27 protein-coding genes, 1 tRNA gene and 1 other RNA gene are annotated in these 25,971 nt (G+C 47.5%); 11 read left to right on the forward strand and 18 right to left on the reverse strand.

The genetic code is table 11. The annotated features are described in order from the left end of the window. Positions 1-6 precede the first annotated feature (6 nt). On the forward strand, positions 7-690 hold the full coding sequence (locus A1sIA79_RS06305; protein ID WP_095675339.1) for a Crp/Fnr family transcriptional regulator: 684 nt from the start codon (positions 7-9) through the stop codon (positions 688-690). Here A1sIA79_RS06305 and A1sIA79_RS06310 read toward each other — a convergent pair whose 3' ends face one another. From A1sIA79_RS06310 to A1sIA79_RS06315, 3 genes are read right to left on the reverse strand one after another with little or no spacing between them, the layout of a single operon-like run. Continuing rightward, the gene (locus tag A1sIA79_RS06310; protein WP_095675340.1) at positions 691-1,152 is read right to left on the reverse strand and encodes a RidA family protein; all 462 of its coding nucleotides are present in this window, start codon (positions 1,150-1,152) and stop codon (positions 691-693) included. Continuing rightward, the gene (locus A1sIA79_RS06950; protein WP_020045589.1) at positions 1,152-1,304 is read right to left on the reverse strand and encodes a Sp36 family protein; all 153 of its coding nucleotides are present in this window, start codon (positions 1,302-1,304) and stop codon (positions 1,152-1,154) included. The genes A1sIA79_RS06310 and A1sIA79_RS06950 overlap by 1 nt, the downstream gene beginning before the upstream one ends. Before the next feature lie 22 nt (positions 1,305-1,326). Further along, a complete protein-coding gene (locus A1sIA79_RS06315; protein ID WP_095675341.1) occupies positions 1,327-1,779 on the reverse strand; it encodes a GatB/YqeY domain-containing protein in 453 nt (150 codons plus the stop codon). A 38-nt stretch (positions 1,780-1,817) separates the two neighbouring features. On the opposite strand from A1sIA79_RS06315, the gene A1sIA79_RS06320 reads away from it, so the two are divergent. After that, complete coding sequence (locus A1sIA79_RS06320; protein WP_095675342.1) at positions 1,818-2,633, forward strand: metallophosphoesterase; 816 nt, start codon at positions 1,818-1,820, stop codon at positions 2,631-2,633. Here the strand turns inward: A1sIA79_RS06320 and gmd are convergent, their stop codons facing one another. The 7 genes from gmd to ffs all read right to left on the reverse strand — a co-directional run bounded on the left by gmd (position 2,634) and on the right by ffs (position 9,530). After that, a complete protein-coding gene (gene gmd / locus A1sIA79_RS06325; protein WP_095675343.1) occupies positions 2,634-3,617 on the reverse strand; it encodes a GDP-mannose 4,6-dehydratase in 984 nt (327 codons plus the stop codon). After that, the gene (locus A1sIA79_RS06330) at positions 3,614-4,546 is read right to left on the reverse strand and encodes a GDP-L-fucose synthase family protein (protein WP_095675344.1); all 933 of its coding nucleotides are present in this window, start codon (positions 4,544-4,546) and stop codon (positions 3,614-3,616) included. Before A1sIA79_RS06330 ends, gmd begins: the two co-directional genes overlap by 4 nt. A gap of 32 nt (positions 4,547-4,578) precedes the next feature. Further along, complete coding sequence (locus A1sIA79_RS06335) at positions 4,579-5,658, reverse strand: aspartate-semialdehyde dehydrogenase (protein ID WP_095675345.1); 1,080 nt, start codon at positions 5,656-5,658, stop codon at positions 4,579-4,581. Continuing rightward, positions 5,655-6,926: an aspartate kinase gene (locus A1sIA79_RS06340; RefSeq protein ID WP_095675346.1), complete on the reverse strand. Its 1,272-nt coding sequence runs from the start codon at positions 6,924-6,926 to the stop codon at positions 5,655-5,657. The genes A1sIA79_RS06335 and A1sIA79_RS06340 overlap by 4 nt, the downstream gene beginning before the upstream one ends. Before the next feature lie 90 nt (positions 6,927-7,016). Further along, positions 7,017-7,610: a recombination mediator RecR gene (recR, locus tag A1sIA79_RS06345; protein WP_095675525.1), complete on the reverse strand. Its 594-nt coding sequence runs from the start codon at positions 7,608-7,610 to the stop codon at positions 7,017-7,019. Positions 7,611-7,621: 11 nt separating this feature from the next. Beyond that, a complete protein-coding gene (locus A1sIA79_RS06350; protein WP_095675347.1) occupies positions 7,622-9,352 on the reverse strand; it encodes a DNA polymerase III subunit gamma and tau in 1,731 nt (576 codons plus the stop codon). A gap of 81 nt (positions 9,353-9,433) precedes the next feature. After that, positions 9,434-9,530: signal recognition particle sRNA small type (ffs, locus tag A1sIA79_RS06355), an RNA gene on the reverse strand. A gap of 92 nt (positions 9,531-9,622) precedes the next feature. Here ffs and A1sIA79_RS06360 point away from each other — a divergent pair. The 3 genes from A1sIA79_RS06360 (at position 9,623) to A1sIA79_RS06370 (ending at position 10,601) form a co-directional block, all read left to right on the forward strand. Next, positions 9,623-9,710 (forward strand) — tRNA-Ser (locus A1sIA79_RS06360). A 55-nt stretch (positions 9,711-9,765) separates the two neighbouring features. Next, entirely contained in the window at positions 9,766-10,248 is a 483-nt protein-coding gene (locus A1sIA79_RS06365; protein WP_150122982.1) for a hypothetical protein, read from the forward strand. 14 nt (positions 10,249-10,262) lie between these two features. Further along, complete coding sequence (locus tag A1sIA79_RS06370) at positions 10,263-10,601, forward strand: hypothetical protein (protein ID WP_095675349.1); 339 nt, start codon at positions 10,263-10,265, stop codon at positions 10,599-10,601. Between the two features lie 19 nt (positions 10,602-10,620). On the opposite strand, the gene A1sIA79_RS06955 is transcribed toward A1sIA79_RS06370, so the two are convergent. Then, positions 10,621-10,791: a hypothetical protein gene (locus tag A1sIA79_RS06955; RefSeq protein WP_190277052.1), complete on the reverse strand. Its 171-nt coding sequence runs from the start codon at positions 10,789-10,791 to the stop codon at positions 10,621-10,623. A 113-nt stretch (positions 10,792-10,904) separates the two neighbouring features. Further along, entirely contained in the window at positions 10,905-12,323 is a 1,419-nt protein-coding gene (locus A1sIA79_RS06375; protein WP_095675350.1) for an NAD-dependent succinate-semialdehyde dehydrogenase, read from the reverse strand. Between the two features lie 93 nt (positions 12,324-12,416). Between A1sIA79_RS06375 and A1sIA79_RS06380 the strand changes: the two genes are divergently transcribed. Beyond that, positions 12,417-14,756, forward strand: a complete 2,340-nt coding sequence (locus A1sIA79_RS06380; protein WP_095675351.1) for an amino acid permease — start codon at positions 12,417-12,419, stop codon at positions 14,754-14,756. Here A1sIA79_RS06380 and A1sIA79_RS06385 read toward each other — a convergent pair. Together A1sIA79_RS06385 and A1sIA79_RS06390 are read right to left on the reverse strand one after the other, a co-directional pair. Continuing rightward, positions 14,745-15,173 (reverse strand): nucleoside deaminase, encoded by a 429-nt coding sequence (locus A1sIA79_RS06385; RefSeq protein ID WP_095675352.1) that lies wholly within the window; start codon positions 15,171-15,173, stop codon positions 14,745-14,747. The genes A1sIA79_RS06380 and A1sIA79_RS06385 overlap by 12 nt on opposite strands. 29 nt (positions 15,174-15,202) lie before the next feature. Next, positions 15,203-15,724, reverse strand: a complete 522-nt coding sequence (locus tag A1sIA79_RS06390; RefSeq protein ID WP_095675353.1) for a tRNA adenosine deaminase-associated protein — start codon at positions 15,722-15,724, stop codon at positions 15,203-15,205. On the opposite strand from A1sIA79_RS06390, the gene upp reads away from it, so the two are divergent. Genes upp through A1sIA79_RS06405 form a run of 3 tightly spaced genes read left to right on the forward strand, consistent with a single transcriptional unit; the run spans position 15,723 to position 18,358 of the window. Then, entirely contained in the window at positions 15,723-16,361 is a 639-nt protein-coding gene (gene upp, locus A1sIA79_RS06395) for a uracil phosphoribosyltransferase (protein WP_095675354.1), read from the forward strand. The two genes, A1sIA79_RS06390 and upp, sit on opposite strands and share 2 nt — an antisense overlap. Then, the gene (locus tag A1sIA79_RS06400) at positions 16,362-17,738 is read left to right on the forward strand and encodes an NAD-dependent malic enzyme (RefSeq protein ID WP_095675355.1); all 1,377 of its coding nucleotides are present in this window, start codon (positions 16,362-16,364) and stop codon (positions 17,736-17,738) included. Next, complete coding sequence (locus A1sIA79_RS06405; protein ID WP_095675356.1) at positions 17,735-18,358, forward strand: DedA family protein; 624 nt, start codon at positions 17,735-17,737, stop codon at positions 18,356-18,358. Before A1sIA79_RS06400 ends, A1sIA79_RS06405 begins: the two co-directional genes overlap by 4 nt. Here the strand turns inward: A1sIA79_RS06405 and A1sIA79_RS06410 are convergent. Both A1sIA79_RS06410 and A1sIA79_RS06415 read right to left on the reverse strand, forming a co-directional pair. Next, the gene (locus A1sIA79_RS06410; protein ID WP_095675357.1) at positions 18,288-19,244 is read right to left on the reverse strand and encodes a DMT family transporter; all 957 of its coding nucleotides are present in this window, start codon (positions 19,242-19,244) and stop codon (positions 18,288-18,290) included. The two genes, A1sIA79_RS06405 and A1sIA79_RS06410, sit on opposite strands and share 71 nt — an antisense overlap. A 12-nt stretch (positions 19,245-19,256) precedes the next feature. Then, on the reverse strand, positions 19,257-21,029 hold the full coding sequence (locus A1sIA79_RS06415) for an ABC-F family ATP-binding cassette domain-containing protein (RefSeq protein ID WP_095675358.1): 1,773 nt from the start codon (positions 21,027-21,029) through the stop codon (positions 19,257-19,259). 24 nt (positions 21,030-21,053) lie between these two features. On the opposite strand from A1sIA79_RS06415, the gene A1sIA79_RS06420 reads away from it, so the two are divergent. Together A1sIA79_RS06420 and A1sIA79_RS06425 are read left to right on the forward strand one after the other, a co-directional pair. Next, entirely contained in the window at positions 21,054-22,328 is a 1,275-nt protein-coding gene (locus A1sIA79_RS06420) for a kynureninase (protein ID WP_095675359.1), read from the forward strand. Continuing rightward, the gene (locus tag A1sIA79_RS06425; RefSeq protein WP_095675360.1) at positions 22,325-23,119 is read left to right on the forward strand and encodes a tryptophan 2,3-dioxygenase; all 795 of its coding nucleotides are present in this window, start codon (positions 22,325-22,327) and stop codon (positions 23,117-23,119) included. The genes A1sIA79_RS06420 and A1sIA79_RS06425 overlap by 4 nt, the downstream gene beginning before the upstream one ends. Here A1sIA79_RS06425 and A1sIA79_RS06430 read toward each other — a convergent pair. Together A1sIA79_RS06430 and A1sIA79_RS06435 are read right to left on the reverse strand one after the other, a co-directional pair. After that, complete coding sequence (locus A1sIA79_RS06430; RefSeq protein ID WP_095675361.1) at positions 23,116-24,486, reverse strand: glycosyltransferase; 1,371 nt, start codon at positions 24,484-24,486, stop codon at positions 23,116-23,118. The genes A1sIA79_RS06425 and A1sIA79_RS06430 overlap by 4 nt on opposite strands. Continuing rightward, the gene (locus tag A1sIA79_RS06435; protein WP_190277053.1) at positions 24,479-25,957 is read right to left on the reverse strand and encodes a glycosyltransferase family 2 protein; all 1,479 of its coding nucleotides are present in this window, start codon (positions 25,955-25,957) and stop codon (positions 24,479-24,481) included. The genes A1sIA79_RS06430 and A1sIA79_RS06435 overlap by 8 nt, the downstream gene beginning before the upstream one ends. Positions 25,958-25,971 lie beyond the last annotated feature (14 nt).

Here is a 25,971-nt window from a genome sequence, read left to right on the forward strand (position 1 = left end):
ACCGATGTGCCCCAAGAAGATGAAGTCGTACGACGCGCCCCGCTCTTTACCGCCCTTGATGATGCTCAGGCAGCTTCGCTGCGCGCTTCAATGGATTCAGTCAAGATCTCCAAGGGCGGCATCCTCTTTAAAGAAGGCGATGAGGGTGAACATGTCTATGTCATCTTCGAAGGCAAATTAAAGCTCGGTACATCTAGCGGTGATGGGCGAGAAAATCTGCTCTCAATTCTTGGACCCGGTGAGATGTTCGGTGAACTCTCCCTTTTTGATCCAGGCCCACGAACCTCAACTGCCACAGCAGTTACTGATGCAAAGCTCTTTTCGCTCAGTCACGAAAAATTGATTCCTTGGCTTAAGGGAAATCCAGAAGTATCACTTCACCTGCTCACTCGTTTAGCGCAACGTTTACGCCGCACCAATGAAGCCGTTGGCGACTTGGTCTTCTCTGATGTTCCAGGTCGCGTTGCAAAAGCACTTATTGATTTAGGTACCCGCTTTGGAAAGCACAGCAGCGAAGGTTTATTTGTTCATCATGATCTCACGCAAGAAGAGCTGGCACAGCTAGTTGGCGCATCACGCGAAACAGTAAATAAAGCACTTGCAGATTTCGCTGGCCGTGGTTGGCTCAAGCTTGATGGTCGCGCAGTGTTGATTACAGATCTAGAGCGGCTAGAAAAGCGCGGTAAGTAATTACTTTACTTCGACTGTTAACTCGACCTCAACCGGTGAGTTAAGCGGAAGTTCTGCAACACCTAACGCACTGCGCGCAGCAACTCCAGCATCTCCCCAGATATGCATAAAGAGCTCTGATGCTCCATTGGCAACTGCTGGCTGAGAAATAAATCCAGGTGCGCCGTTGACGTAACAGACAATACGAACAACTTTCACAATGGAATCTACGGGTGCAACAAGTTCAACAGCAGAGAGCGCATTCAGTGCACAAATTTCAGCAAGTGCCTTAGCTTCTTCAACGGTGATATCTGAGCCAACTTTTCCTTCGCGCGCAATCTTTCCATCAACCATCGGAAGTTGACCGGCGGTAAAGACAATATTGCCGGTGCGAACTGCTGGAACGTAGGCAGCAATTGGTTTAGAGGCAACGGGAAGTACTAGCCCTTTTTCAGCTAGCTTTGCCCGAACATCAACGCTCATTACTTAATCTCACGCTTCATATACGCAACGAGTTGTTCCCCGCCAGGTGCTGGAATGACAGTGACAAGTTCCCAACCATCTGAACCCCAGGTATCAAGAATTTGTTTAGTTGCATGTGAAAGTAGTGGGACTGTGGCATATTCAAACTTCATTAGTTATTGCCTCTCCCTGTGCTTAATTGGTTAGCGCTGCTTTAACCAGCGATGAAACGAGTGCACCGTCTGCTTTTCCTGCGATCTGTGGCTTTATTGCTCCCATAACCTTACCCATATCAGCTGGTCCCGCTGCACCAGTTGATGCAACTGCAGCAGCGATTAACTTCTTAATGTCATCTTCGGAAAGTTGTGCAGGAAGATACTTTGCAATGACTTCACCTTCAGCTTTTTCTTCCGCAGCTCTATCGGTGCGTCCAGCTTTTGCAAACTCTTCTGCAGCCTCACGACGCTTCTTGCCTTCACGAGAAAGCACGGTAATGATTTCGTCATCAGAAAGAACTCGTGCTTCTTTTCCAGATACCTCTTCATTGGTAATAGCGGTCAGAACCATTCGGATGGTGCCCGATACAATTTTGTCGCTGCTACGAATTGCCTCTGTCAGGTCGCTTTTGAGTGTCTCTTTTAATCCCATAGCCGTATCTTCTCATGCCCCACTATTGTTGGTTAATCATGAGTTATGTACTCCGCAAGGCCGAGATGCCTATCTTGCCGGCAGGCCACGCAGATATTCGAATCCTGCATTTTTCTGACCTCCACCTCACGCCAGCTCGAAAGAGTGAGATTGCAGATATTAAATCCTTTGCCTCACTCAAACCCGACCTAGTTATTAGCACTGGTGATTTCTTGGCCCATAAGCACGCTGTGCCCGTGGTCTTAGATGCACTCGACTCTCTTTTGGATATTCCTGGGCTCTTTGTCTTTGGATCTAATGACTACTACGAACCTGTGCCAAGGAATCCGCTTAAGTACCTACTTCCCAATCATGGAAAGCGTATACACGGCCCCGAACTTGCCTGGCAAGAACTTGATTCTGGCCTGCAAGCACGTGGCTGGAAGAACCTCAACACTTCGCGCGCAATGGTGACCATCAACAAAACAGTGATTGAAGCTCGCGGCACAGATGATGCACATCTGGAATTTGATGATTACTCACTCGTTGCCGGGCAACCAGAAAAATGTCATGTGGCTATCGGTGTTACCCATGCACCATATCTGCGCATTCTTAAGGCTATGTCTGATGACAACCTCGATGCAATATTTGCTGGCCACACTCATGGCGGTCAGGTGCGCTTGCCATGGCCTGGTGGATCAAAGGCGCTGACTACTAATTGTGATCTGCCTAATTGGCGCGCCCGTGGATTAACGGTTGTGAAAGGTGAACCGCTTCTTAATGTTTCTGCAGGTATGGGAACCGGACCATTCTCACGAATTCGCGTTGCAAGTCCACCAGAGGTTTCTTTGGTAACTCTTACCGCTGGTTTCTAATTAATCATTAAGTGCTGCAATATCAGCATCAACCATCAGTTCGGCAAGTTCTTTCCAGTGAGTAGTCGCACTCCAATTAAGCGCCTTTTTCACTTTTGATGGGTCGCCAATAAGTGCATCTACTTCCGTTGGACGGATGTATTTCTTATCTGTCTCAACATGATCTTCCCAATTTAGCCCAGCTCGTGAAAATGCTGCTTCCGCAAAATCTTTCACGGTAGCTCCCACACCTGTTGCCACTACATAATCTGATGGCTTATCTTGCTGAAGCATGAGCCACATTGATTCGACGTATTCTTTTGCATAACCCCAGTCGCGCACTGCGGTGAGATTTCCAAGGAATACCTTCTCTTGCTTGCCAGCCTTGATGGCAGCCACTGCGCGGGTAATTTTACGAGTCACAAATGTTTCGCCACGACGTGGGGATTCGTGGTTAAAGAGAATTCCATTTGTTGCATGAAGCCCATAGCCATCGCGATAGTTAACTGTGCACCAGTAAGCCATCAGCTTTGCCGCCGCATATGGTGATTGTGGACGGAAAACAGAATCTTCATTCTGTGGTGGTGGAGTTGATCCAAAGAGTTCGGAAGTTGATGCTTGATAGAAACGTATATCAAGATCGGCAGAACGTATCGCCTCAAGTAATCCAACCGCACCGACCGCATCCACCTGGCCGGTGTATTGCGGCATGGTAAATGAAACTTGAACGTGTGATTGCGCACCAAGGTTGTATACCTCAGTTGGTTTGATTTCACGGATGAGGTTAGTTAGTCCCACTCCATCGATGAGGTCGCCATAATGCAGGAATAGCTTTGGGTTCTTCTCATGTGGGTCTTGATAAATATGATCAATGCGTGAAGTGTTAAATGTGGAAGAACGGCGAATTAGACCGTGTACTTCATAACCTTTAGCTAGCAAGAACTCTGCGAGGTAGGAACCATCTTGACCGGTGACACCGGTAATTAATGCAACTTTTCTACTCATCGTCGCGCTTCTCCCTTTGCAGTTGCATCTTTATACCAAGCGATAGTTGATGCGATTCCATCGCGTAACGAAATCTGTGGAGCCCAACCTAGCGATTTCGCCTTCGAAACATCAAGGACCTTGCGAGGTGTGCCATCGGGTTTTGTCGTATCCCACGCGATTTCACCGGTAAAGCCCGCTAATTGCGCCACAAGTTGCGCCAATTCCTTAATGGTCAGGTCTTCACCTGTTCCAATATTCAGGTGCTCTTTTGCATCATAGGTATTGCCCAAGTGCACCACTGCCGAAGCTAAATCATCGACATGTAAAAACTCGCGCTTAGGTGAACCTGTGCCCCACAAAGTTTCGGTAGCAACGTTATTCTGCGCGGCTTCGACAAAGCGGCGAATAAAGGCAGGAAGCACATGTGATCCCTGTAATTCGAAATTATCACGTGGTCCATAGAGATTTGTGGGCATTAATGAAATCCAGGTACGGCCATACTCTTTTCGAAAAGATTTAATGAGTTCTATTCCAGCAATTTTTGCAATTGCATAGGCAGAGTTGGTCTCTTCAAGCGGGCCGGTGAGTAGATATTCCTCTTTAATTGGTTGAGCACAATCTCTTGGATAGATGCAGCTGGAGCCAAGAAAAATAAACTTTTCTACATCTGCTGCGTGCGCCGCCTCCATCAGGTTGCTTTGAATTCGCACATTATCGGAAAGGAATTCGACGGGATAAGCGTTATTTGCACCGATGCCGCCAACTTTGGCAGCAGCATCAACAACCAGAGCCGGCTTTACTGATTTCAAGAACGCTGTTGTGGCATCACGATCGAGCAGGTCGACAACTTTTCGGTTGATTACAACTACTTCGGCGCCGGTGGCCTGATAGGCCCGCACAATTGCAGAGCCAGCAAGGCCAGTACCGCCTGCGACCACGATTGTCATGGTCAGAGTCTAGTTCTGCTTCCTGCGATTATTTACTTTTGGGTGAATTCAGCAGCAAGTAACTCTGCGATTTGTGCAGTATTTAACGCTGCACCCTTGCGCAAATTATCGCCACATACAAAGAGGTCAATTGAGTTTGGGTTATCCAATGACTGACGGACACGGCCAACCCAGGTCGGATCTGTTCCCACTACATCGGCAGGAGTTGGAAATTGCATCTTCTCCGGATTGTCATAGAGGAAGACTCCCTCCGCCTTTTTTAGAGCCGATTGAGCTGCTTTACGTGTAACAACCTTGGAAAACGTTGCATGAACTGTTAGTGAGTGGGTTGTAATGACAGGAACGCGCACGCATGTTGCAGCCACTTTAAGTTTTGGCATACCAAGAATCTTTCGTGACTCGTTGCGAACTTTAAGTTCCTCCGATGAATATCCAGCTTCTTTAAGAGAACCGGCCCATGGAACAACGTTCATGGCAAGTGGAGCTGGAAATGGTCCTAAATCAGTAATGGTGCCACGAAGATCTTCGGTTACTGATCCAAGATTCTTACCAGCAACCTTTGAAATCTGATCGTGCAGCGCATCAATTCCAGGTTGCCCAGCACCCGATGCTGCCTGATAAGAAGAGACAACAAGTTCTTTCAAGCCAAACTTCTTATCAAGTGCTCCCATGGCAACAATCATGGAAAGTGTTGTGCAATTCGGATTAGAGATAATTCCCTTTGGTCGCTTCTTTACTTCCTTCGGATTTACTTCTGGAACAACGAGTGGAACTTTCTTATCCATGCGAAATGCACCAGAGTTATCAACGACGACAGCTCCGCGCTTTGCGGCAATCGGTGCCCACTCGGCTGAAATTTCATCTGGAACATCGAACATTGCAATATCAATACCATCAAAGGCTTCTGGTGAGAGTGCGACAACTGTGAGTTCTTCACCACGACACATCAATTTCTTTCCGGCGCTGCGAGCGGATGCAATCAGGCGAATTTCACCATAAACATTTGTGCGCTTGCTCAAGATATCGAGCATCACTGTGCCGACCGCACCTGTTGCTCCCACTACTGCAAGTGATGGAAGTTTCTTCGCACTCTTTACTTTCTTAGGTGTCATCGACCTGTTCCTCCATATACAACTGCTTCGATCTGATCGGCATCGAGTCCAAATGCGGTGTGGGCAGCCTTTGCCGCGCGCTCAAGGTCTGCCTGACGAACGATGACCGAGATGCGAATTTCAGAGGTAGAAATCATTTCGATATTCACCCCAGCATCGGCCATGGCCGCAAAGAATGTAGCTGTCACACCTGGGTGTGAACGCATTCCTGCTCCCACAAGTGAGAGTTTGCCGATTGTGTCATCGTAAATAATTGAGGCAAATCCAACTTCGCCTTGAATGCGTTGCAGAACTGAGGTTGCCTTCTGTCCTTCAGTCTTTGAGACGGTAAAGGAAATATCTGTCAGGCCAGTAGCGGCGGCAGAAACATTCTGGACAATCATGTCAACGTTAATATCGTTATCGGCAACGGCTTGGAAGATGCGGGCAGCAACGCCGGTGCGGTCCGGCACGCCCACGATTGTGACTTTAGCTTCTGACTTATCGTGCGCTACGCCAGAGATGATTGCTTGCTCCATGGTGCCTCCATCCGGATGGTTTTCAACCACCCATGTTCCTTCGTTAGGTGAAAATGATGATCGGACGTGAATCGGTAAATTAAATCGGCGCGCGTACTCAACACAACGCAAATGCAGAACTTTCGCACCAGCTGCAGCAAGTTCTAACATCTCTTCATATGTAACAGTCTTTAACTTGCGCGCAGCTGGAACAACTCGTGGATCGGCTGAAAAGACGCCATCGACATCTGTAAAAATCTCACAGACATCTGCTTCCAGGGCAGCGGCGAGCGCCACCGCAGTTGTATCGGACCCACCACGGCCTAAAGTTGTAATGTCTTTTGTATCTTGGGAAATTCCTTGGAAGCCGGCAACAATTGCAATAGCCCCGCCATCGATTGCTTCCCGAATCCGACCTGGTGTCACATCAATGATGCGCGCCTTGCCATGAACTGAATCTGTAATCACACCAGCTTGGGATCCAGTAAAGGAAAGTGCTTCAAAGCCAAGATTGTTAATTGCCATCGCAAGCACGGCCATTGAAATGCGCTCACCGGCGGTGAGCAACATATCCAGCTCGCGCCCCTGCGGAATCGGAGTGACCGCATTGGCCAGTTCGATGAGTTCATCAGTGGTATCGCCCATGGCGCTGACCACGACGACAACCTGATTGCCGGCCTTTTTAGTCGCCACAATGCGGGCAGCCACGCGCTTCATGCCCTCGGCATCAGCTACAGAGGAGCCACCAAATTTCTGAACAATCAGACCCATGGCTTAAGTGTGAAGCAGGAGAAAAAATGACGCCACCCAATTATCTAAAAATCTTACTATGTGAGATGCTCCAGCGCCCAGATAATGAGACTAAAGGTTGGTGCGGCCCTCAAATGCGCGACCAAGCGTGACTTCATCTGCATATTCCAGATCTCCGCCCACAGGCAAACCGGATGCAAGGCGCGAGACGTTGATGCCCATCGGCTTAATCAGGCGAGCCAGGTAGGTGGCAGTGGCTTCACCTTCCAGGTTGGGGTCTGTGGCCAAAATGATTTCGGTAATCGATGAGTCAGAAAGCCGCTGCATTAGCTCCCGGATGCGCAGTTGATCTGGGCCAATTCCATCAATAGGACTAATGGCGCCACCAAGCACATGGTATTTCCCACGGAATTCGCGCGTGCGCTCGATTGCAATCACATCTTTACTCTCTTCAACGACACAAATCTTTGTTCCATCACGTCGTGGGTCACGACAAATTCGGCACTCGGTCTCCTCTGAAACATTGCCACACTGCGTGCAGAACTTAACGCGTTCTTTCACCGTGCGAACTGCCTCAACTAAGTTAGCTGCTACTTCAGAATCTGCTTGCAAGATATGAAATGCAATGCGTTGGGCGCTCTTGGGTCCAATTCCTGGCAGCCGACCTAGCGCATCGATGAGGTCTTGAATCGCGCCTTCATACATTCCGGTTGACATTATTCGTGATTCGTTTCGCTAATGACAGTGGCACCAAGTTCAGAGACTAGTAACGCTGCACCCGATAGTTGCGCCTTATCTGTTGGAGCCTCTGATGTTCGCACCGCACGTGATTCTGGTGTTGATGTTATATCAATACTTGGATCAACTGTAACTTCAATCTTGCGATCAAGGCCAACAACTTCAATAAATGCCTGGCGCAGAATCTCATCTGATTCACTGCGCACAAATGAATCACGAGCACCCGAGTTAACGATTCCGATCGTGATGTTCTTATCATCCACACCAAGAATCTGTGCACTAGCTGATAACAGTGACCAGGTAAGGCGGCGCCTCTTCTTCACATTCTCAATCACATCAGGCCACAACCTTCGCAGCCCTGCCACATCAATGGAATCAATCTGAGCTTTTGCAGGCGCAGCAGCTTCCTTCTTTGCATTACTTTCTTCAGCCACAACTTCGACGGCAGCAACTTCTTTTACTGGCTTAACAGGGGCTTCCCGTTTTGCTTCAGCAGTTGCCGCACTTACATAATCGGCTCTATCAACGGCTCGAGGCTGTGGGGCAATACTTTCAACGCGCTCCAGCCGTTCAATGCGAGCGAGAAGTCCTGATTCACCGGCATCGCCCATCGGCAGCAATATGCGCCCGCAGATGAGTTCAAGAATAAGACGCGGCGCAGTTGCACCACGCATTTGAGTGAGTCCTTCGGCTGCAATATCTGCGGCGCGCGAAAGTGATGCTTGTCCGATGTTCTGTGCCTGCCCGCGCATCCGTTCGAGTTGATCATCAGGAAGTTCGCGCAAGATGCTGTTGGCATTTGTCGCATCTAATGCGTCAACAATCATGAGATCGCGCAGACGTTCGAGTAAATCCTGAGTGAAGCGACGTGGGTCATGTCCTGATTCAATAACCCGGTCCACTGTCTTAAATAGCGTTGCACCATCGCGGGCAGCGATGGCATCCATAGCATCATCAAGGAGCGCGCCATCGGTAAATCCAAGAAGTTGAATTGCGATGTCATAGCTAACTCCATCTTTGCCAGCACCGGCAAGGAGTTGGCCAAGGACAGATAAGGCATCTCGAACAGAGCCACCGGAGGCGCGAACTACAAGTGGCAGAACTCCTTTAGCAACCTGCACGCCTTCTGATTGGCAGATGCCTTCAAGGTGTGTGGTCAGAGTTCCTGGCGGTACTAAGCGAAATGGGTAGTGATGGGTACGTGAGCGAATAGTTGAAATCAACTTCTCTGGCTCAGTTGTAGCAAAGATAAAAATAACGTGGGGAGGCGGTTCTTCCACAACTTTAAGCAGCGCATTTGAAGCACCTGGCCCTAGCTGGTGGGCCTCATCAATAATATAAATCTTGTACTTACTTTGTACTGGCGCAAAGAATGCTTTATCGCGAAGATCGCGGGCATCATCGACCAGCCCGTGTGTTGCCGCATCGAGTTCAATCACATCAATAGAACCAGGTCCGTTTGCTACTAAATCTTTACATGATTGGCAGAGGCCACATGGATTCGGTGTGGGTCCTTTTTCGCAGTTCAGTGAGCGCGCCATAATGCGAGCGCTTGAAGTTTTTCCGCAACCACGAGGTCCACTAAATAGATATGCGTGATGAGTTTTTCCTGATTCGAGCGCGTTTGAAAGCGGAACAGTGACATGTTCTTGGCCAATGACATCTGCAAATACAGAGGGGCGATACTTTCGATATAACGCTAACGACATCTTTTTCTACTCTCGTGAAGGTCGCAATTCAATTCACTTCTAATTGGCTGCGAGCTGATTAACTTCTGACTGCTTATATTGATTTGGGACCTCCGGTGCACCCGTCAGAGCGTACCTACCCTTGCTGTATTCCTACCCTGGGGGAGTTCGGCACGGTGGCGTCGCACCGGAGATCTGGCCCAATCTTAAGTGTCAGAGCACTCAGTTGGACACCGATACCCTTAGCCGGTCGGACTTACGGGCTTCATTGAAGCAGGTAGGTATGACTCAGGAGGATTCGCATAGCGGCCGAGTGCGCACGCTTGGAAAGCGTGTATAGGGCAACCTATCGAGGGTTCAAATCCCTCATCCTCCGCCAGTACCGCCTGTGGATAGCCTGATTCATGTTTCCCAATTACTTGTCATCCTGTGGCATGAGCAAAGTCAAAGGTAAGTATCAATCAGTTTTGCTAACAATTTTGATGATTTCGGTGATCTTCTCAACTGAGCTTCAAGCAACTGAAAAGGTTTCATCTCCCCCAAAAACTAAATGCTTTATCGATGTTGGGGACGCACATATCTCTTCAACAATTCTGGAGCGACAAGGTCGCTTAGCGGTTAAGGTAAATGCAATCTCAAGGTGCAACGTTTTACAAGAAAATGTCGTTCTTACTGTGAAAATCTATAAAGTCGGGATTGGTCCTCCGCATCTGATGGTAGAAAAGAGTACTCAAGGCCTCAGTTCCAAATCACGCGGCTTAATAGTAAAAAATCAATTTACTTATATATTTTGCAAAAATCAGACAAAATCAAAATACTATGGATTGGCTTACTCAAAGGCATTAATAAATGGAAAGCAGTACCAAACTCCGCCTGTTTGGTCTGAAAATACTATTGAACTTAGGTGCGGTACGTGAGTTAAACTCCACTCATGAGCAAATATCAAGATCGGTTTCTAGGCGGTGAGGACATCGAGTGGGAGCGAAACTACTTTGGTCTGATGAATGAGCTCAAGTTAAAAAATGCGTCTAAATATGAAGAGTTGGCAATGCGCCTAATTGATGGTGGCGAGGAACTCCTTGAAAGCAATGGAGCAACGTATAAAATCTCCGTAGACGAGAACGGATGCGGATATAGCTATCGTGCGCCGGAAGAGCTTGAATTCCAAAGAATTAGCTGGTCTCAACTTTCCCAAAAAAGCGAAGAGCGAATCGACTGCATCACGAACACGTTGGCCGAATGCGAGGCTCGCGCAGAACTTAAGGTCTAGTAGCTAAGCTAGTAGATTTTTAAGAAGCGATAGTGAAAACTGTTGGCAGCGTGAGATGTTTATTAGACATCAAGCTTGAATACCCGCACTCATCGCATAGGACCATTGGTCCTTTTTCTGCATTCATGACAAGTTCGAGGTCTTGCGAACGGCACAAGAAACACTCTGGTAGATCATTAATTTGTGACACGGCAACCCCTTCTTTAGCAAGTAATCGGCTGGGGAAGCGCTTTAATTCTCCGCCTGATGGCATGGGTATTCCGTGGTTATTAGTGAATGTCAGGTAAATAATGGGCGAAGAAATTAAATCTCTACGCCAATGTATTTTGTCTGCAAGAACTCATGCACTCCCTCAAAGCCACCTTCGCGCCCAAGGCCTGATTGCTTTACACCACCGAATGGCGCAGCAGGGTCAGAGATTAATCCGCGGTTGATTGCAACCATGCCAGCATCGATACCTTCTGCAAATCGGATGGCACGCTTTAAATCTTGCGAATACACAAAACTCATGAGCCCATATTCAGTGTCATTAGCCAGCACAAGGGCCTCTTCATCAGTATCAAAGAGTGCAATAGGTGCAACTGGGCCAAAGATTTCATTGGCTAAGAGGTCATCATCTTTGGAAACTTCAAGCACAGTTGCTGGATAGAAAGCCCCAGGACCATCCGGGGTAGTAGCACCGAGGTGAACTTTGGCACCCCGCGCTTTTGAAGCATCGACAAGTTCGGCAATCTTGTTTCGCTCTTTCATCGAAACACTTGCCCCAAGCTGTGTTCCAGCTTCTCGACCAACGCCCATTTTCATAGCCGCCATAGCCTTTGTAAATTCTGCAATGAATTTATCCCCAATAGCACGCGCGACATAGATGCGGTTGGCAGCATTACATGCAGCGCCACCATTGCGCATCTTTGCCAGCATCAAACCCTTTACGGCTTCTTCGACATTTGCATCATCTAGAACAACGAATGGCGCATTGCCGCCCATTTCCATCGAGCAACGAATTACTTGATCTGCTGCTTCTTTGAGCAGAATCTTTCCGACCTGGGTGGATCCAGTAAATGACAAATTCTTTACCCGATTATCGTGAAGCAGTTTGCTAATTGCTGGACCGGTTTTCGCTGGAAGAATTACATTTAAGACGCCCTTGGGTAATCCACAACGCTCGAGGATGTCGGCGATAGCGAGGGCAGTCAGTGGTGTTTCACCAGCAGGTTTCAAAATCATGGTGCAGCCTGCGGCAATGGCTGGACCAATCTTGCGCGTTGCCATTCCGGCAGGAAAATTCCACGGTGTAATTAAAAGCGAGACTCCAATAGGTTGGTGTGTGACCAGAATTCGCTTATCCCCCGAAGGTGCCATTCTGAAATCACCTGAAATTCGAACAGTCTCTTCAGCAAACCAGCGGAAAAATTCTGCCGCGTAATTCACTTCAGCCCTTGCATCAGGTAAAGCTTTACCATTTTCTTTTGAGATCAGTTCAGCCAAGTAATCAGCTTCGGCAATCATCATTTCAAAGGCTTTCCGCAAAATTTCACTTCGCACGCGTGGGGCAGTCTGTGCCCACGATGGGCCCGCGCGGTCGGCGGCCTCTACGGCGGCGAGGTTCTGATCATCACTGGATGTGGCAACTTTGGCGATAACAGAGCCGTCACTGGGGTCGATAACGTCTAGCGTGCCGCTTCCATCTACCCATTGACCATCTATATATAACTGAGTGCGCATAAGATAAGCATACTTACGAGATATCGATGGGTCACCTAAAATGGTTTCCTACGCAGTGGTGATGCCTTAACTGCAACGCCCGAGGGAGTAGAAGTGCCTAAGTCTTGGACCGATGATGCACCGGAGCCGGTAGCACTACAGGAACACGCGCACGTGAAAGATCCATTCTCCTACAAGGTTAAGCGCTTTCTTCTAGGCGGCGCACTCAATCGTCACTCACTTGGTCACCAACGTCTGAGCAAGAGATACGGGCTCGGAATTCTCTCTTCAGACTGCATTTCATCTTCTGCCTACGGTTCAGAACAGATTTTGATCGCACTCCTTCCCGCCTTTGGATTAGCAGCATTTGCAATCTTGATGCCAATGACAGCAATAGTTCTTGTAATACTTGTCATCATTACATTGTCATATCGAAATGTTATTGATGTGTATACGAAAACTGGTGGCGCATATATTGTCTCGCGCGACAACTTTGGACCTGTTGTTGCCCAGATAGCTGCTGTCGCACTGATGCTTGATTACATCGTCACTCTCGCAATTCAAGCTGCTGCAGGAGTCGCTGCAATAATTTCGACCTTCCCTTCCGCTGAACCGTATAAGATGCATATGATTTTTGCAGTCATCGCACTTCTTACATATGGAAATTTGCGTGGAGTTAAGGAAGCGGGAAAAGCGTTCGCATTTCCTACCTATTTCTTCGTCGGATGTATGTTCATCGTCTTCGGTATGGGGCTCTACCGTTTAGCAAATGGAACTTTGCCTGTGCTTGATACCGATTTGCCTGGTGCCGTCGAATTAGGAGAACCACAAGGCTTGCTCACATTTGCAGCGATTTTTATCTTGCTACGCGCCTTTGCAAATGGTGGATCATCTCTTACTGGCCTTGAAGCAATCTCCGATGGTGTTGCCCTCTTTAAAGCACCAGAGCATGTAAATGCCAAGCGCACTCTTGTCATCATGAGCTGTCTACTTGGAACTCTTGTTTTAGGAGTCTCTTACTTTGCGCATCACATCTATGCCATGCCATATGAATCTGGTGTTCCGACAGTAATTTCACAGATTGCAAAGGCTGCGGTGGGTACAGGCGCCTTTGGCTCATTGATGTTTATTATGGTTCAGCTAGCAACAATGCTTATTTTGTTTGCTGGAGCGAACACCACATATAGTGCATTCCCGTTACTAGTTAACTTTATTGCTTCAGATGGTTACCTGCCACGCCAGTTAACTAAGCGCGGCCACCGTCTTGCATTCTCAAACGGAATTCTCTTGCTTGCGGGTGGCGGAATCCTCTTAGTGGTAATCACAGCCGGATCTGTCGAGCATCTCGTCGCTTTCTATGCCCTCGGAGTTTTTACTGGCTTTACATTGGCTGGGTTCGGAATGACTCGCTACTTCCTGCGCACCAAACCAAAGGGATGGAAGATTAAAGTCTTTATAAACGGGCTTGCAGGTTCAATCTCGCTAATAATTGTCATCATTTTCTCTGTCGTTAAATTCACTCAAGGCGCGTGGTTGGTACTTGTGACGGCGCCAATCTTGGTCGCAACATTCTTGCGTTTACGCCGTCAATACACACGCGAACAAGATGCTCTCTCTGTGAAGACCGAGCAAGAGCGTGCTACTTCTATGGCACGTCACATGGTCACAATATTCGTCGATAGCGTCGATGTTGCGACAGTTGGAGCAGTTCGTTATGCACGAAGCCTTAAACCACACAAGATTAGAGCAGTGCATTTCGTCATCGATGATCGTCGCGCTGAAGATATTCAAAAAGCCTGGGCAGCCTCCGTTGCCCTTGAAGATGTTCAGCTTGAACTCATTGATTGCCCAGACCGTCGAATCGTTAACTCTGCCCTCGACTACGCAATTCGCAAGACCGAGAAACCCGATGTTGAATTAACCATTTTATTGCCTCGTCGTTCATACTCACGATTCTTAGGTCGCCTGCTCCATGATCAGACAGCGGAGAACATTGCAGCACCAATCTCACAGCTGCAGCGTGTGGTAGCAACGATCGTGCCATTTGATGTCAACAGAATTACTTCAGGTAAACCGCTTGCTATCAACCATGCGAGTGAAAGCCTGGCCCACGTTAAGACCACCGATTTCCAGAAGCCAACACAGGATGCTCCGAAGGTTTTTGCTCCGGTTACTCACTATGTAGACGATGTCACCGCAATCGGAGAGATCCAATGGCGTAAGCGCTCTATGGTCCACGGCAGGGTAACTTCAATTTCAACAGCTCCGCGTGGTTCTGCGCCGATACTTCAGGTTGAAGTGTGGGATCACAGTGGTGGAATCACTTTGAACTTCTTGGGTCGCCGAGAAATAGCTGGCTTGGAAGTTGGTATGGAGATGCGCGCAGAGGGAATGGTCGGGGAAGAAGATGGACAGCTCGTTATTTTAAATCCTTCTTACGAACTACTTATCTGAAAAGAAATCTTTCAGTAACTGCGCACACTCAGCTTCACGTACTCCAGCTGTTACCTCAACGCTAAAAATCGAACGCGGATCACGGAGTAGATCCCAAACCGAGCCCACTGCTCCTGCTTTTTCATCCCAAGCACCAAAGATCAACTGTGAAATTCTTGATTGTGCGATAGCACCAGCGCACATGGCGCACGGTTCGAGCGTCACAACCAAGGTGCAACCATCAAGGCGCGAATTTTGTAATCGTGAGGCTGCATTACGAATTGCAACTACTTCGGCGTGGGCTGTCGGGTCGTTATTTGCCTCGCGTTCATTGGAGCCTATTCCAATAACAATGCCATCTTTATTCAAGACAATTGCGCCGACTGGAACATCTCCTGTGCGCACGGCGTCATGAGCGATTGCAATTGCCTCACCCATTAATTCATTTGGCGTACGAAGTGAAATTTTTATGACTCCAATAACTCTGCGAATTGCTCGCCAAATCCTAATCGATGAGCAATAGCTTCAATCAGTTCATCTGGAAAGAGATTGGCATCGTCACAGAGAGTTGAGAGTTCCATATGAGGTAAACCTAAATCAGCAAAAATATCTAGGTCGCCGGTAGGAAGTGGCTCATCTTCTTCATCTGGTGCATCAATATCTGCAATTTCTAAAAATTCGGCGGCCACTTCATAGTCGAGAGCTGCGGTGATATCGCTCATGAAGTATTTGACGTTACTACCTAGTACGCGAATTGCGATGAAGAATTCATCATCGATAGCGATGAGAGCAACAGCACCACCATTTGTTTGCTGCTTTTTTAGCCGATCAATAATGTGAGTTAGGTCATCCGGATCAGGCAAAGCGGCAAGAGACCAGCGGCCGTCTTCATGCCACGCCTCAATTGCGAAGTCCTGGGTCTGCTCTGACACATCAACCATTTTGGCACTCATTGGATTAGAAAGAAAGCCCTGTAGAGTAAATGACATGAAAGTTCACGTTGCGAACCATCCGTTAATCTCTCATAAATTAACCGTTCTGCGCGATGAAAAGACCGATTCTCCAACTTTCAGACTTCTTGTTGAAGAGTTGGTGACTCTGCTCGCGTATGAGGCAACCCGTGATGTTCGCACCACATCTATCTCCATTAAAACTCCGGTGACTGCCACGACAGGATTGGTATTAGCTGAACCTCGTCCAGTTGTCGTACCCATCTTGCGTGCAGGTTTAGGAATGCTTGAAGGCATGACGAAGTTATTGCCAACTGCACAAGTTGGATTTCTCGGTATGGTTCGAAACGAAGAGACGCTGCAAGCAAGCACCTATGCAAATCGTTTACCTGAAGATTTATCTGGTCGCCAATGTTTTGTCCTTGATCCAATGCTTGCAACAGGTGGAACGTTGGCGATGGCTATTAATTACCTCATCGAGCGAGGTGCGAATGAAATTACTGCCATCTGTTTACTTGCCGCCCCTGAAGGAATCAAGGCACTCGAGGATGAATTTAAAGATGCAGGAATTCCTATAACGCTAGTGACAGGCTCCCTCGATCAAAAGTTAAATGAAAAGGGATACATCGTTCCTGGTCTAGGCGATGCCGGCGACCGTCTCTATGGAGTTGTGTAAATGGCTTCTACATCACCCGGCTACGGAATCACGATTCGTGTTGAAGGATCACCAGAACTTCAACCTGTTGCATTAATTACTACAACAATTACCAATGCTGGTGCCACGATTACCGCACTCGACGTTGTTGAATCTTTGCTTGAAAAAGTAGTCATTGACGTTACTTGCGACACGATTGACTCTGACCACGCTCAACAAATTCATGATGCCCTCTCAGCCAATAATGGCCTTACCGTTCGCAAGGTAAGTGACCGCACGTTCTTGCTACACCTCGGCGGAAAGATCGAAGTAACTTCTAAGGTTCCATTGAAAACTCGTGATGATCTATCGCGTGCTTACACTCCAGGCGTTGCTCGAATTTCGCAAGCAATTGTTGATGACCCATCCGATGTTCGTCGCCTGACCATGAAGCGCAATACCGTGGCCGTTGTTACCGATGGCTCTGCCGTGCTCGGCCTTGGAAATATTGGTCCAGCTGCCGCCCTTCCCGTCATGGAAGGAAAAGCTGCGCTCTTTAAGCGCTTTGCAAATGTGGACGCGTGGCCTGTCTGTCTAGATACACAAGATGTTGATGAAATTGTTCGCACAGTGCAACTTATTGCCCCTGTATATGGAGGAATCAATCTTGAAGATATCTCGGCGCCCCGCTGCTTTGAAGTCGAGCGTCGATTGCGTGAACTTCTTGATATTCCTGTATTTCATGATGATCAGCATGGGACTGCAATTGTCGTTCTAGCAGCGCTGCGCAATGCTCTTAAGTTGGTGAAGAAAGAGATGTCTGCTGTGAAAATTGTTATGAGTGGCGCAGGAGCTGCTGGCACAGCAATCGCGCGACTGCTTCTCTTAAGTGGCGCTCAGAATATTATTGCTTTCGATAAAGATGGACTCATCGGTGGCGATTCAACATCATCAGACCCAATGCGCTCGTGGTTTATCGAACACTCAAACCCTGGCAATTTCGCTGGTGATATTCACCAGGCAATGGTGGGGGCCGATATCTTTATTGGAGTCAGTGCGCCTCACGTTCTTAAAGAAGCGGATGTAGCTGCAATGGCAGCAGGTTCAATAGTTTTTGCACTTGCCAACCCTGACCCAGAAATTGATCCTGTTATCGCTCGAAAGTATGCAACTGTCGTTGCGACCGGTCGAAGTGACCACCCTAATCAAATAAACAACGTGCTTGCATTCCCGGGCATCTTCCGAGGTCTACTTGATGCGCAAGCTCATAAAATTACCGACAAATTACTTGTTGCTGCAGCCGAGGCGATTGCCGATTGCGTAAGTCCTTCGCAGCTAAATACATCATTCATCGTCCCTAGCGTTTTTGACCCTAACGTTGTTGTTAAAGTTGCGGCGGCAGTGAAGGCTTCTGTGTGATTGAGCTTGCCGCATCATTTGATTCACAACTCTCAACTCTTGCCCCATTCATCTTTTACATTGTTATTGGGGCGATAGTTTTTATTGAAACTGGACTTCTCTTTGGTTTTTTCCTTCCTGGTGACTCAATTTTGTTCAGCGCAGGCTTGGTCGCTGCTTCTCATGGAAATATCAATATTGCTGTCTTAGTGGCAGTTATCTTGCTCGCGGCATTCTTCGGAGATCAAGTTGGGTTCGTCATCGGTCGTGTTGTGGGCCGCCCATATCTTGATAAGAGAAAGTCACCGCGTGTGCAACGAATGATTGCGAACTCCGAGCGTTTCTATGAAAAATCAGGCTGGTGGGCAGTTGTAGCAGCACGCTTCTTCCCTTGGATTCGAACTTTCGTTCCACCCATTGCGGGGGCATCGAAGATGAATTACTACAAGTTTTTATCTGCCAATGTCGTGGGGGCAGTTCTGTGGGGGGCGGGAATTACTCTCGCTGGGTTCTATGCTGCAAGTGTCCCGTGGGTGAGAACATTCTCTTACGCGATTGCAGCCTTCTTTATCATTGGTTCAATCGTTTCCGGGATTGTGAATTATTCACGCCACCGACGAGAACCCCACAGTAAGTCATAACGATTCCTGTAACTAGATAAGCACTTACCTGCACGCCTTCAGTAGGTGAATAAAAATCAATTATCAAGGATCCAACTAGTTGTCCGCCAACGCTGAAAAGCGTAAAAGTTAGAACTCCCAGGTGTTGCACGATTGTTGAAGTAAAGGCAATGTAGATAACTCCAATGACGCCACCCGTGTATATCCACCATGGGCCCGCAGGTAAAGGAACAAGTTCTGTTGGACCGAGTGCGATAAGCATGAAAAGGAAAATTACGAGGAAAGCAGTTCCCATAATGAAATTGAGCAGGGATGTTGTGAAACTCTGATGAGAATGTTCGTTTATCTGTCCATTGAGCGCACGCTGTACTCCAACAATCGCCCCCGCGATACAGCCCAAGATAACGGCGAAGATTGAAAGGTTTTGTGCATCAAGTCGGTCGAAGACCGAGATGAAGACTGCAAAGACCGTAAATAGCGCCGCCCCGATTCGTCGTGGAGTGATGTGCTTCTTGCCACCACCAGTTAACCCGATGCGATCAACAACAAGTGAAGCTGCGGTCTGTCCGGCAATGGATGCCACTGAATAAATTGCCACACCGATAAGGGGAACAATGTGCGTTTGCACTGCGACAAAACTTCCACCCAGCGCCCCAGCAAAGAGAGTCCATTTTGGTAACTCTTTGCGTGTAATGGCCCCACGTAAATTAGCTGCGCCAGCTTTGATAGCCGGATTAAACAGTGCAATCACCGCAATAATGGCTAGGCCTGATCCAAATGAAACAAGGGCAGCTTGGACGCCATTGCCGATTAAGTGTGAGAGTTCTCCATTTGCGCGTGCCTGAAGAGCAATCATGACTCCAGATATTGCAGCCAATACATCTAAGCGTTGCGTCTTTTTAGACATAACCCAATCCTATTAACTTTCCAGGGCTAACGTCACTTGCAGCCATTCTTCTTCTCGACTCGCAAGTTCACTTTCAGCCGAAGCTAGTTCATTGGTGAGTTCAATTAAACGTTGATGATTCGCACTTTCACGCTCTTGTTCGGCAAATAGTTCTGCAATTCGCTCTTTACCTTTTACTATCTGCTTCTCAAGGCGGGCTAGATCTTTCTTGAGTTGTCTCTGTTCTGCAGCACTTGAACCAGATGACTGCTTTGGCGCCGTGTTACCGCGTGATGACACTGAATCAGCTCTTCGCTCAAGATATTCATCTACACCTCTAGGTAGATCTCGAAGATTTTCATCTCCAAGCAACCCATAGAAGCGATCACAGACTCGCTCGAGAAAATATCTATCGTGAGAGATAACAATCAGAGTTCCACCATAGCTGTCGAGTAAATCTTCGAGTTCGGTGAGGGTTTCGATATCAAAATCATTTGTAGGTTCATCGAGTAGAACAACATTGGGCGAATCCATAAGCAATCGGGTTAGTTGCAATCGTCGTCTTTCTCCCCCAGAAAGATTGCCTACTGGAGTCCACTGGGCATCGCGATCAAAGCCCAGACGTTCGCATAGCTGGGAGGCAGATAAAGTCTTTCCTTTGCCAATCTCTACATGGGTTGCAACTTTTTCTACCGCTTCAAGTAGGCGCCACTCTGGATCTAACTCATCTAAATGTTGGGTGAGGAAGGCAATCTTTACTGTAATACCTGTGACCAGTTTTCCAGCTGAGAGTTGATGCAAGGCAGCCAAAGTGCGCATGAGAGTTGTTTTTCCGGAACCATTAACTCCCACTATTCCTATGCGATCTCCTGGACCGATATTCCAAGTGAGATCTTCGATTAATTTCTTATCGCCAGCCCTGATAAGTGCATGGTGTAGTTCAAAGACAGTATTTCCTAAGCGATTGAGTGCAAACTTTAATAGTTCAGTTGAATCACGTGGGGCGGGTTCGGCAGAGATCAATTCATTGGCCGCATCAACTCGAAACTTTGGTTTAGTTGTTCTAGCTGGTGCGCCACGTCTAAGCCAGGCTAACTCTTTACGGATGAGATTGTTTCTACGGCTATCCAATACATTTGCCTGACGAGATCTCTCTGCTTTTGCTAAAACAAATGCTGAATAACCACCGTCATACTCCTCTACTTTTCCAAGTACTACTTCCCAGGTTCGATCTGTGACTGCATCTAAAAACCAACGATCGTGAGTAACAACAAGAAGTGCTAAATCTTTTCGATTGTTTAAATGCTGGGCTAGCCAGGCAACGCCTTCAACATCTAAGTGGTTTGTTGGCTCATCAAGTAAAATCAGATCCAGGTCATCAATGAGCAACTTGGCAAGACCTACCCGTCTTTTTTCACCACCTGATAGCGATGAGAAGACTCTTTCAAACAGGTGGTCATCGAATCCACCAAATAGTCCGGTAAATATCTCACGTATCTGTGGGTCACTAGCCCATTCGTGTTTCTCACGATTGCCAATCACAACATCACCAACGGTGGCATCGGCGGCGGCTGTATCAATCTGAGAGAGAATTCCAATACGCGCTGCATTTGATTTTGTAACTCGACCTGCGTCTGGATCTTCTACGCCTGCAATAATCTTCATGAGCGTGCTTTTACCCGAACCATTGCGTCCGACGATTCCGATTCGTTCACCCTCTGAGACTCCGAGTGAAACACGATCGAGAAGAGGACGAATATCGAAGGCCTTAGAAACCTCTTCGATATTTACAACATTGCGCGCCACGGTAGGAGAGCGTACCTTTGAACTATGAAGGTCACTGACCGCGCTTACGCGTTGGAATTAGATAAGAATGACCCGCTCGCCGAATATAGAAGCAAGTTCGTAATCACAGACCCTAATCTCTGCTATCTCGATGGAAATTCCCTAGGCAGATTGCCCCATGCCACCGTCAAAGCGGTGGGAGATTTCCTGTCCCACGAGTGGGGCAATGAAGTCGTTACCGGTTGGAGCCATTGGATCGATGAAGCGCAGGTGGCAGGAGATCTTTTGGGCCGAGCAGTTCTAGGCGCAGGCGCTGGGCAAGTTCTAGTCTGTGACACAACTTCAGTTAATTTCTATCAACTTTGTTTAGCAGCAATTAACGCACGCCCTGGCCGCAAGACAATAATTACAGATGCGGCAAATTTTCCTACTGATCGTTACATACTCGATGGAATCGCAAAGAGCTATGGGCTGAACCTGGTAATCATCGACAACGAAGATCCTGCAATTGCAGAAAATGAGTTAGTCACCGCAGAACTGCTAGAGAGGTACATGACAGAAGATGTCGCACTAGTAACTTTCGAAGTAATTCAGTATCGCTCTGGTGCTCGTACAGACATTAAATCCATCACTGATTTGGCTAGAAGTTATGGTGCTCTCGTTGTGTGGGATGCCAGCCATGCAGCGGGTGCTATCGAGATGAACTTCGATGACAACGGGGTCGATCTTGCAGTGGGATGCACATATAAATATGGCAATGCTGGCCCTGGATCACCAGCCTGGCTATATGTGAATAGGAAGATTCAAAGTGAATTGCAGACTCCCATTCAAGGATGGTTTGCAAATGAAGATCAATTTGGCATGGGAGCTGAATTTGTGAAAGCAGAAGGAATTCGCGGTTTCCAAATTGCAAGTCCATCCATTATTGGAATACGTGGCGTGCAAGTTTCCTATTCGATGATTGAAGAGGCAGGTATAAACGTCATAGCATCGAAGGCTGCTATTGGAACTCAGATGATGATTGATTTATTCGATGAATGGTTAGCTCCGCTTGGTTACACCCTTTTAACCTCTAGAAATCCTCAGGAACGCGGTGGACACATCTCACTTGGTCATCCTGATGCCGCAAGAATTTGCGTTGCACTTAGAAAATTTGCCAATGTAATCCCTGATTACCGTACTCCTAATGCCATACGCCTGGCTATCTCCCCATTAGCGACTTCCTATGTCGAGGTGTGGGATGGATTCCAACGAATTACAGCCCTTACTGAGACCCGTCAATACGAGAAAATTCAAGGATCGGAATCTCGCGTCACATGAGTAATGAATTCGATTCCGCCCTTACATACAGTTCATACCTTGCCATCGATGAATTACTTGCACTCCAAAAGCCACTTTCCACCGGACCTGAGCACGATGAAATGCTTTTTATTATCATCCATCAAACCTATGAACTCTGGTTCAAACAGTTAATCCATGAGTTCTTCGAAGCCCAACGCGCACTTGAGTCTGGTAACACCCACTATGCACTTGCAATCCTTGGTCGGATCCGGACCATCATGAAGGTATGCGTTGCACAGGTAGATATTTTGGAAACGATGACGCCACTTCAATTTAATGCTTTTCGAGGCTTTCTCTCTTCCTCAAGTGGATTTCAATCAGCTCAATTTAGAAAAGTGGAAGCGATTCTTGGCCGTCGCGATAGCCGCATGTCGAGCCACCTTCCACCGGAGGTTCAATCAGAAATTGCTGGGATTACCTCCCGTAATTCATTATGGGATTCATTCCTGGATTATCTACAAGCACGAGGTTACACACTTCCCCATGAAGTGATCTCGCGGGATAAATCCATTGCATATGAATCCAATCCACTTGTTCAAGATGTTCTCTTAACTGTTCATAAGCAAGATCCCGAGAGTTCCATGGTCAGTGAACGACTGGTAGATATTGATGAAGGTATTCAAGAATGGCGATACCGCCATGTGAAAATGGTTGAAAGAACAATCGGAAAGAAACCAGGAACCGGTGGTTCCAGTGGAGTCGAATATCTTGCAAGCACTCTCTTTAATCCGATATTTAAAGATCTCTGGGAAATTCGCTCTCGCTTCTAGCTAGGACCAGGAGTGCCGTAGGCGGACTGTGCAATCTCCTTGCGTCGCCTAATGTAATTCTCGGATGCACCAGTTATTAGATGTTCAAAACGCATCGATCCCTTAATAAGTGGGTGAAGATCTTCAGCAGTATTTTGAGATCCCCAGATTGGTGCCTCGCGGTTTACTAAGTCATCTACGTTATGGGGATTTATCGTGCGATAAATGAGAGCCGCCCTTCTGAGAACTGACCACAATAAAAGTCGCTTCAGGCGATTAACGGGCCCTTGACGAGACATCTTTGTCTTACTTACCAATTCATAAAGAATCTTCGCAATTTCTTGCCCGCCCACCGGATCGGGAAGATGCTCACATTGCTGATGTAGCCGCGCGCGAATTTGCGAATCTTGTAATTTTCTTACTGTTGCAGTGATGTTGCTTAAATCTGACTGGTCGGCACGTAAGGCGAAGCCCATGTCATGACACCATTGTGCACGGGCTTCTTGATCATCAGTTCCTCGAATATTAGAGACAAACACTGTTGGTACTTGCGCCGGTAAAAGTTCATGAACCCCGTTATATCCGGTGGCACAGACGCTTGCATCGAATGCGCGCAACACATGAGCTAGTGGGAAATGGCGCACTACCCGAATATCCAAGCCATCGGGTGCCCACGAGGCGCCATTCTTATCAACTGGATCTTTGGTGAGTACAACCTGCAGATCTTTCCATCCAGTAAGCCCAGAGAGCGCAGCATGCATTTTCTGATTCACATCACTATCACCAGTGCCAAGTTGCACCAGTACAGCTGGGCGATTTATATCAAGACCTAAAACTTTTCGGGCGTCATCGCGTGACAGAGCCTTATCTTTTTCAAAGAGTGAAACTGGAGCGGTAAGGATTGCTTCATTGCGTCCAGCTGTGGGTCCGAAATCATAGCCTCGAGCAAAATCCCCAGGTTCAATAACTTGATCAACTAATTGCGATTGGAAGGGAAGAACGAAGCGCAAGAGATTTTTTTGCCACATACCTCGTCGTATCCACACAAGTTGCAATTGAGGATCCATTAATTTAGATGCAATAAACCCTGGATAAGGAACAACGCCATCAAAGGCGATGACGCTGGCACCTGTCTCCTGAGCTATCGCAACTAAGCGATCGCGAAAATAGGTATCCCATTTACCGCGCGGCATCCATCCGCGAGTCTTTCCTGGAATGTATTCACATTGAAAACCAGTTGCAGATGGAATCTCGGCAATTCCTCCAGCGACAGAGACAATCACAGGGGTGGCAAATTCCTGCATTGCTTTTGCTATCGCAGTTGCTCTGGCGAGATGCCCCATTCCGATTCCGTTGCTTGTCGCAAGGATTATTGTCGGTTTAGCCATTGCGCAAAACTTTTCGAAGAATCAACTTCCCAAGCTTTTGGATAAAGATGAAAAGCTGGGCAGGAGAATTAATCTTCTTCCCCTCGCGCTTGAGAAACCGATTGAAGCGCTTGATGCGAGATTTTCTACCAGCATTGAGCTGAAGAAACTTCTCATCTGTCATCCAATTGAGTCCCCATTGTGTAGAGATATTTTCATACACATCTCCACCTGATGTGCACGCGCGAGAAAGCGCTGGTGCAAAGATCACAAATGCTCGATTATCTTTCTTGTCCACAACTCCCACCAATCCATGGCCTTGAGTTATCTGTAAGTCAACTAAATGCTTTAAATCAACCTTAGATGAGCCTTCGATAAATATGTAGTGTGGTGTTGCACTTGGTTTAATTAATTCGATAACGCTATCGATTGTCACATTCATTTCTGAATCAATTTCGACAAAGGTATAACTCTCATCTGCCTTTAACCAGCTACGGATTTCCCGAAGGTCGGCAAACTTATCTGCAGTTGGCGAGTATCGACTTCTCAGAAGCTTCCATGGGCCCATCAAGGTGAAATGAGCAGACGTACCATTGACTGCTAGCAGCTCCTGCCTGCGCAGGAGCAAATCTCTTAAGGTTAAATTGCGGGCATCAACAAAGACTTGGTATGTGGGAACTTTCCAATCAAATTCATAGCGTGCCCGGACTGAATGCATCTCCGGAATAAACTGCGCTAACGCCGGATCATTATGGCGGTGAATCGACTCTTTATTTTTCTCGACTGTACTAAATCCTAAATGCCAAGAGTGCGCCTCTCGCTCCGGAACTGTTCTTAGCCCATTTGTAAAGATACGCCAACCTAGTTCAGTATCTTCACCAGTGATGAGTTCGCGGTTATAGCCACCAAGTTTTTTCCACTGAGAATTCATAATTGAAAATGTTGCACCTACAAAAGTTCGATAACCTTCAAGTGCCGGATTTACTAAATCCTGCGTGCGATTGACTCGCTCTTCCCACAACTCTTTACTCCAGCTCTGAGAATGCAGCTGATGGAAGCCACCTTTACGTAGCGATTCCGCAAGGGCCGCTGGCGTGTAATCCCAGTGATCGACAAATCGCTTCCAACCTAAGACCGCAAAATCATCTGCTTCATGATGCCACTTCATATGGTGGGCAAGGTGGTCAGGTTCGAAAACCATATCTGCATCGATGAACCACAGAACATCTTCTTTAAGTCCTGCTGCAAAATGATTGGTGGCTGCAGTTTTTCCCCAGTGAGATGGCGAGTTTTTATACTTTAATAGGCGTGTTTTTTTCGGTGAGATTGAAGGAATAGTTATTGGTGTGCTACTTCCATCGTCAATGACATAGACGTTGAATAAACGTGATGGGTAACTCTGCGAGGTAAGGGAGGCTAAAACAAGATCTAGCTTCTCTTGTCCATCTTTGCATGCGATGACCACGGCCACTGACAGCGAAGGTCTACTCACTAGCGCAAGATTTT

The organism is Candidatus Planktophila versatilis (assembly GCF_002288105.1).
Lineage (GTDB): Bacteria > Actinomycetota > Actinomycetes > Nanopelagicales > Nanopelagicaceae > Planktophila > Planktophila versatilis.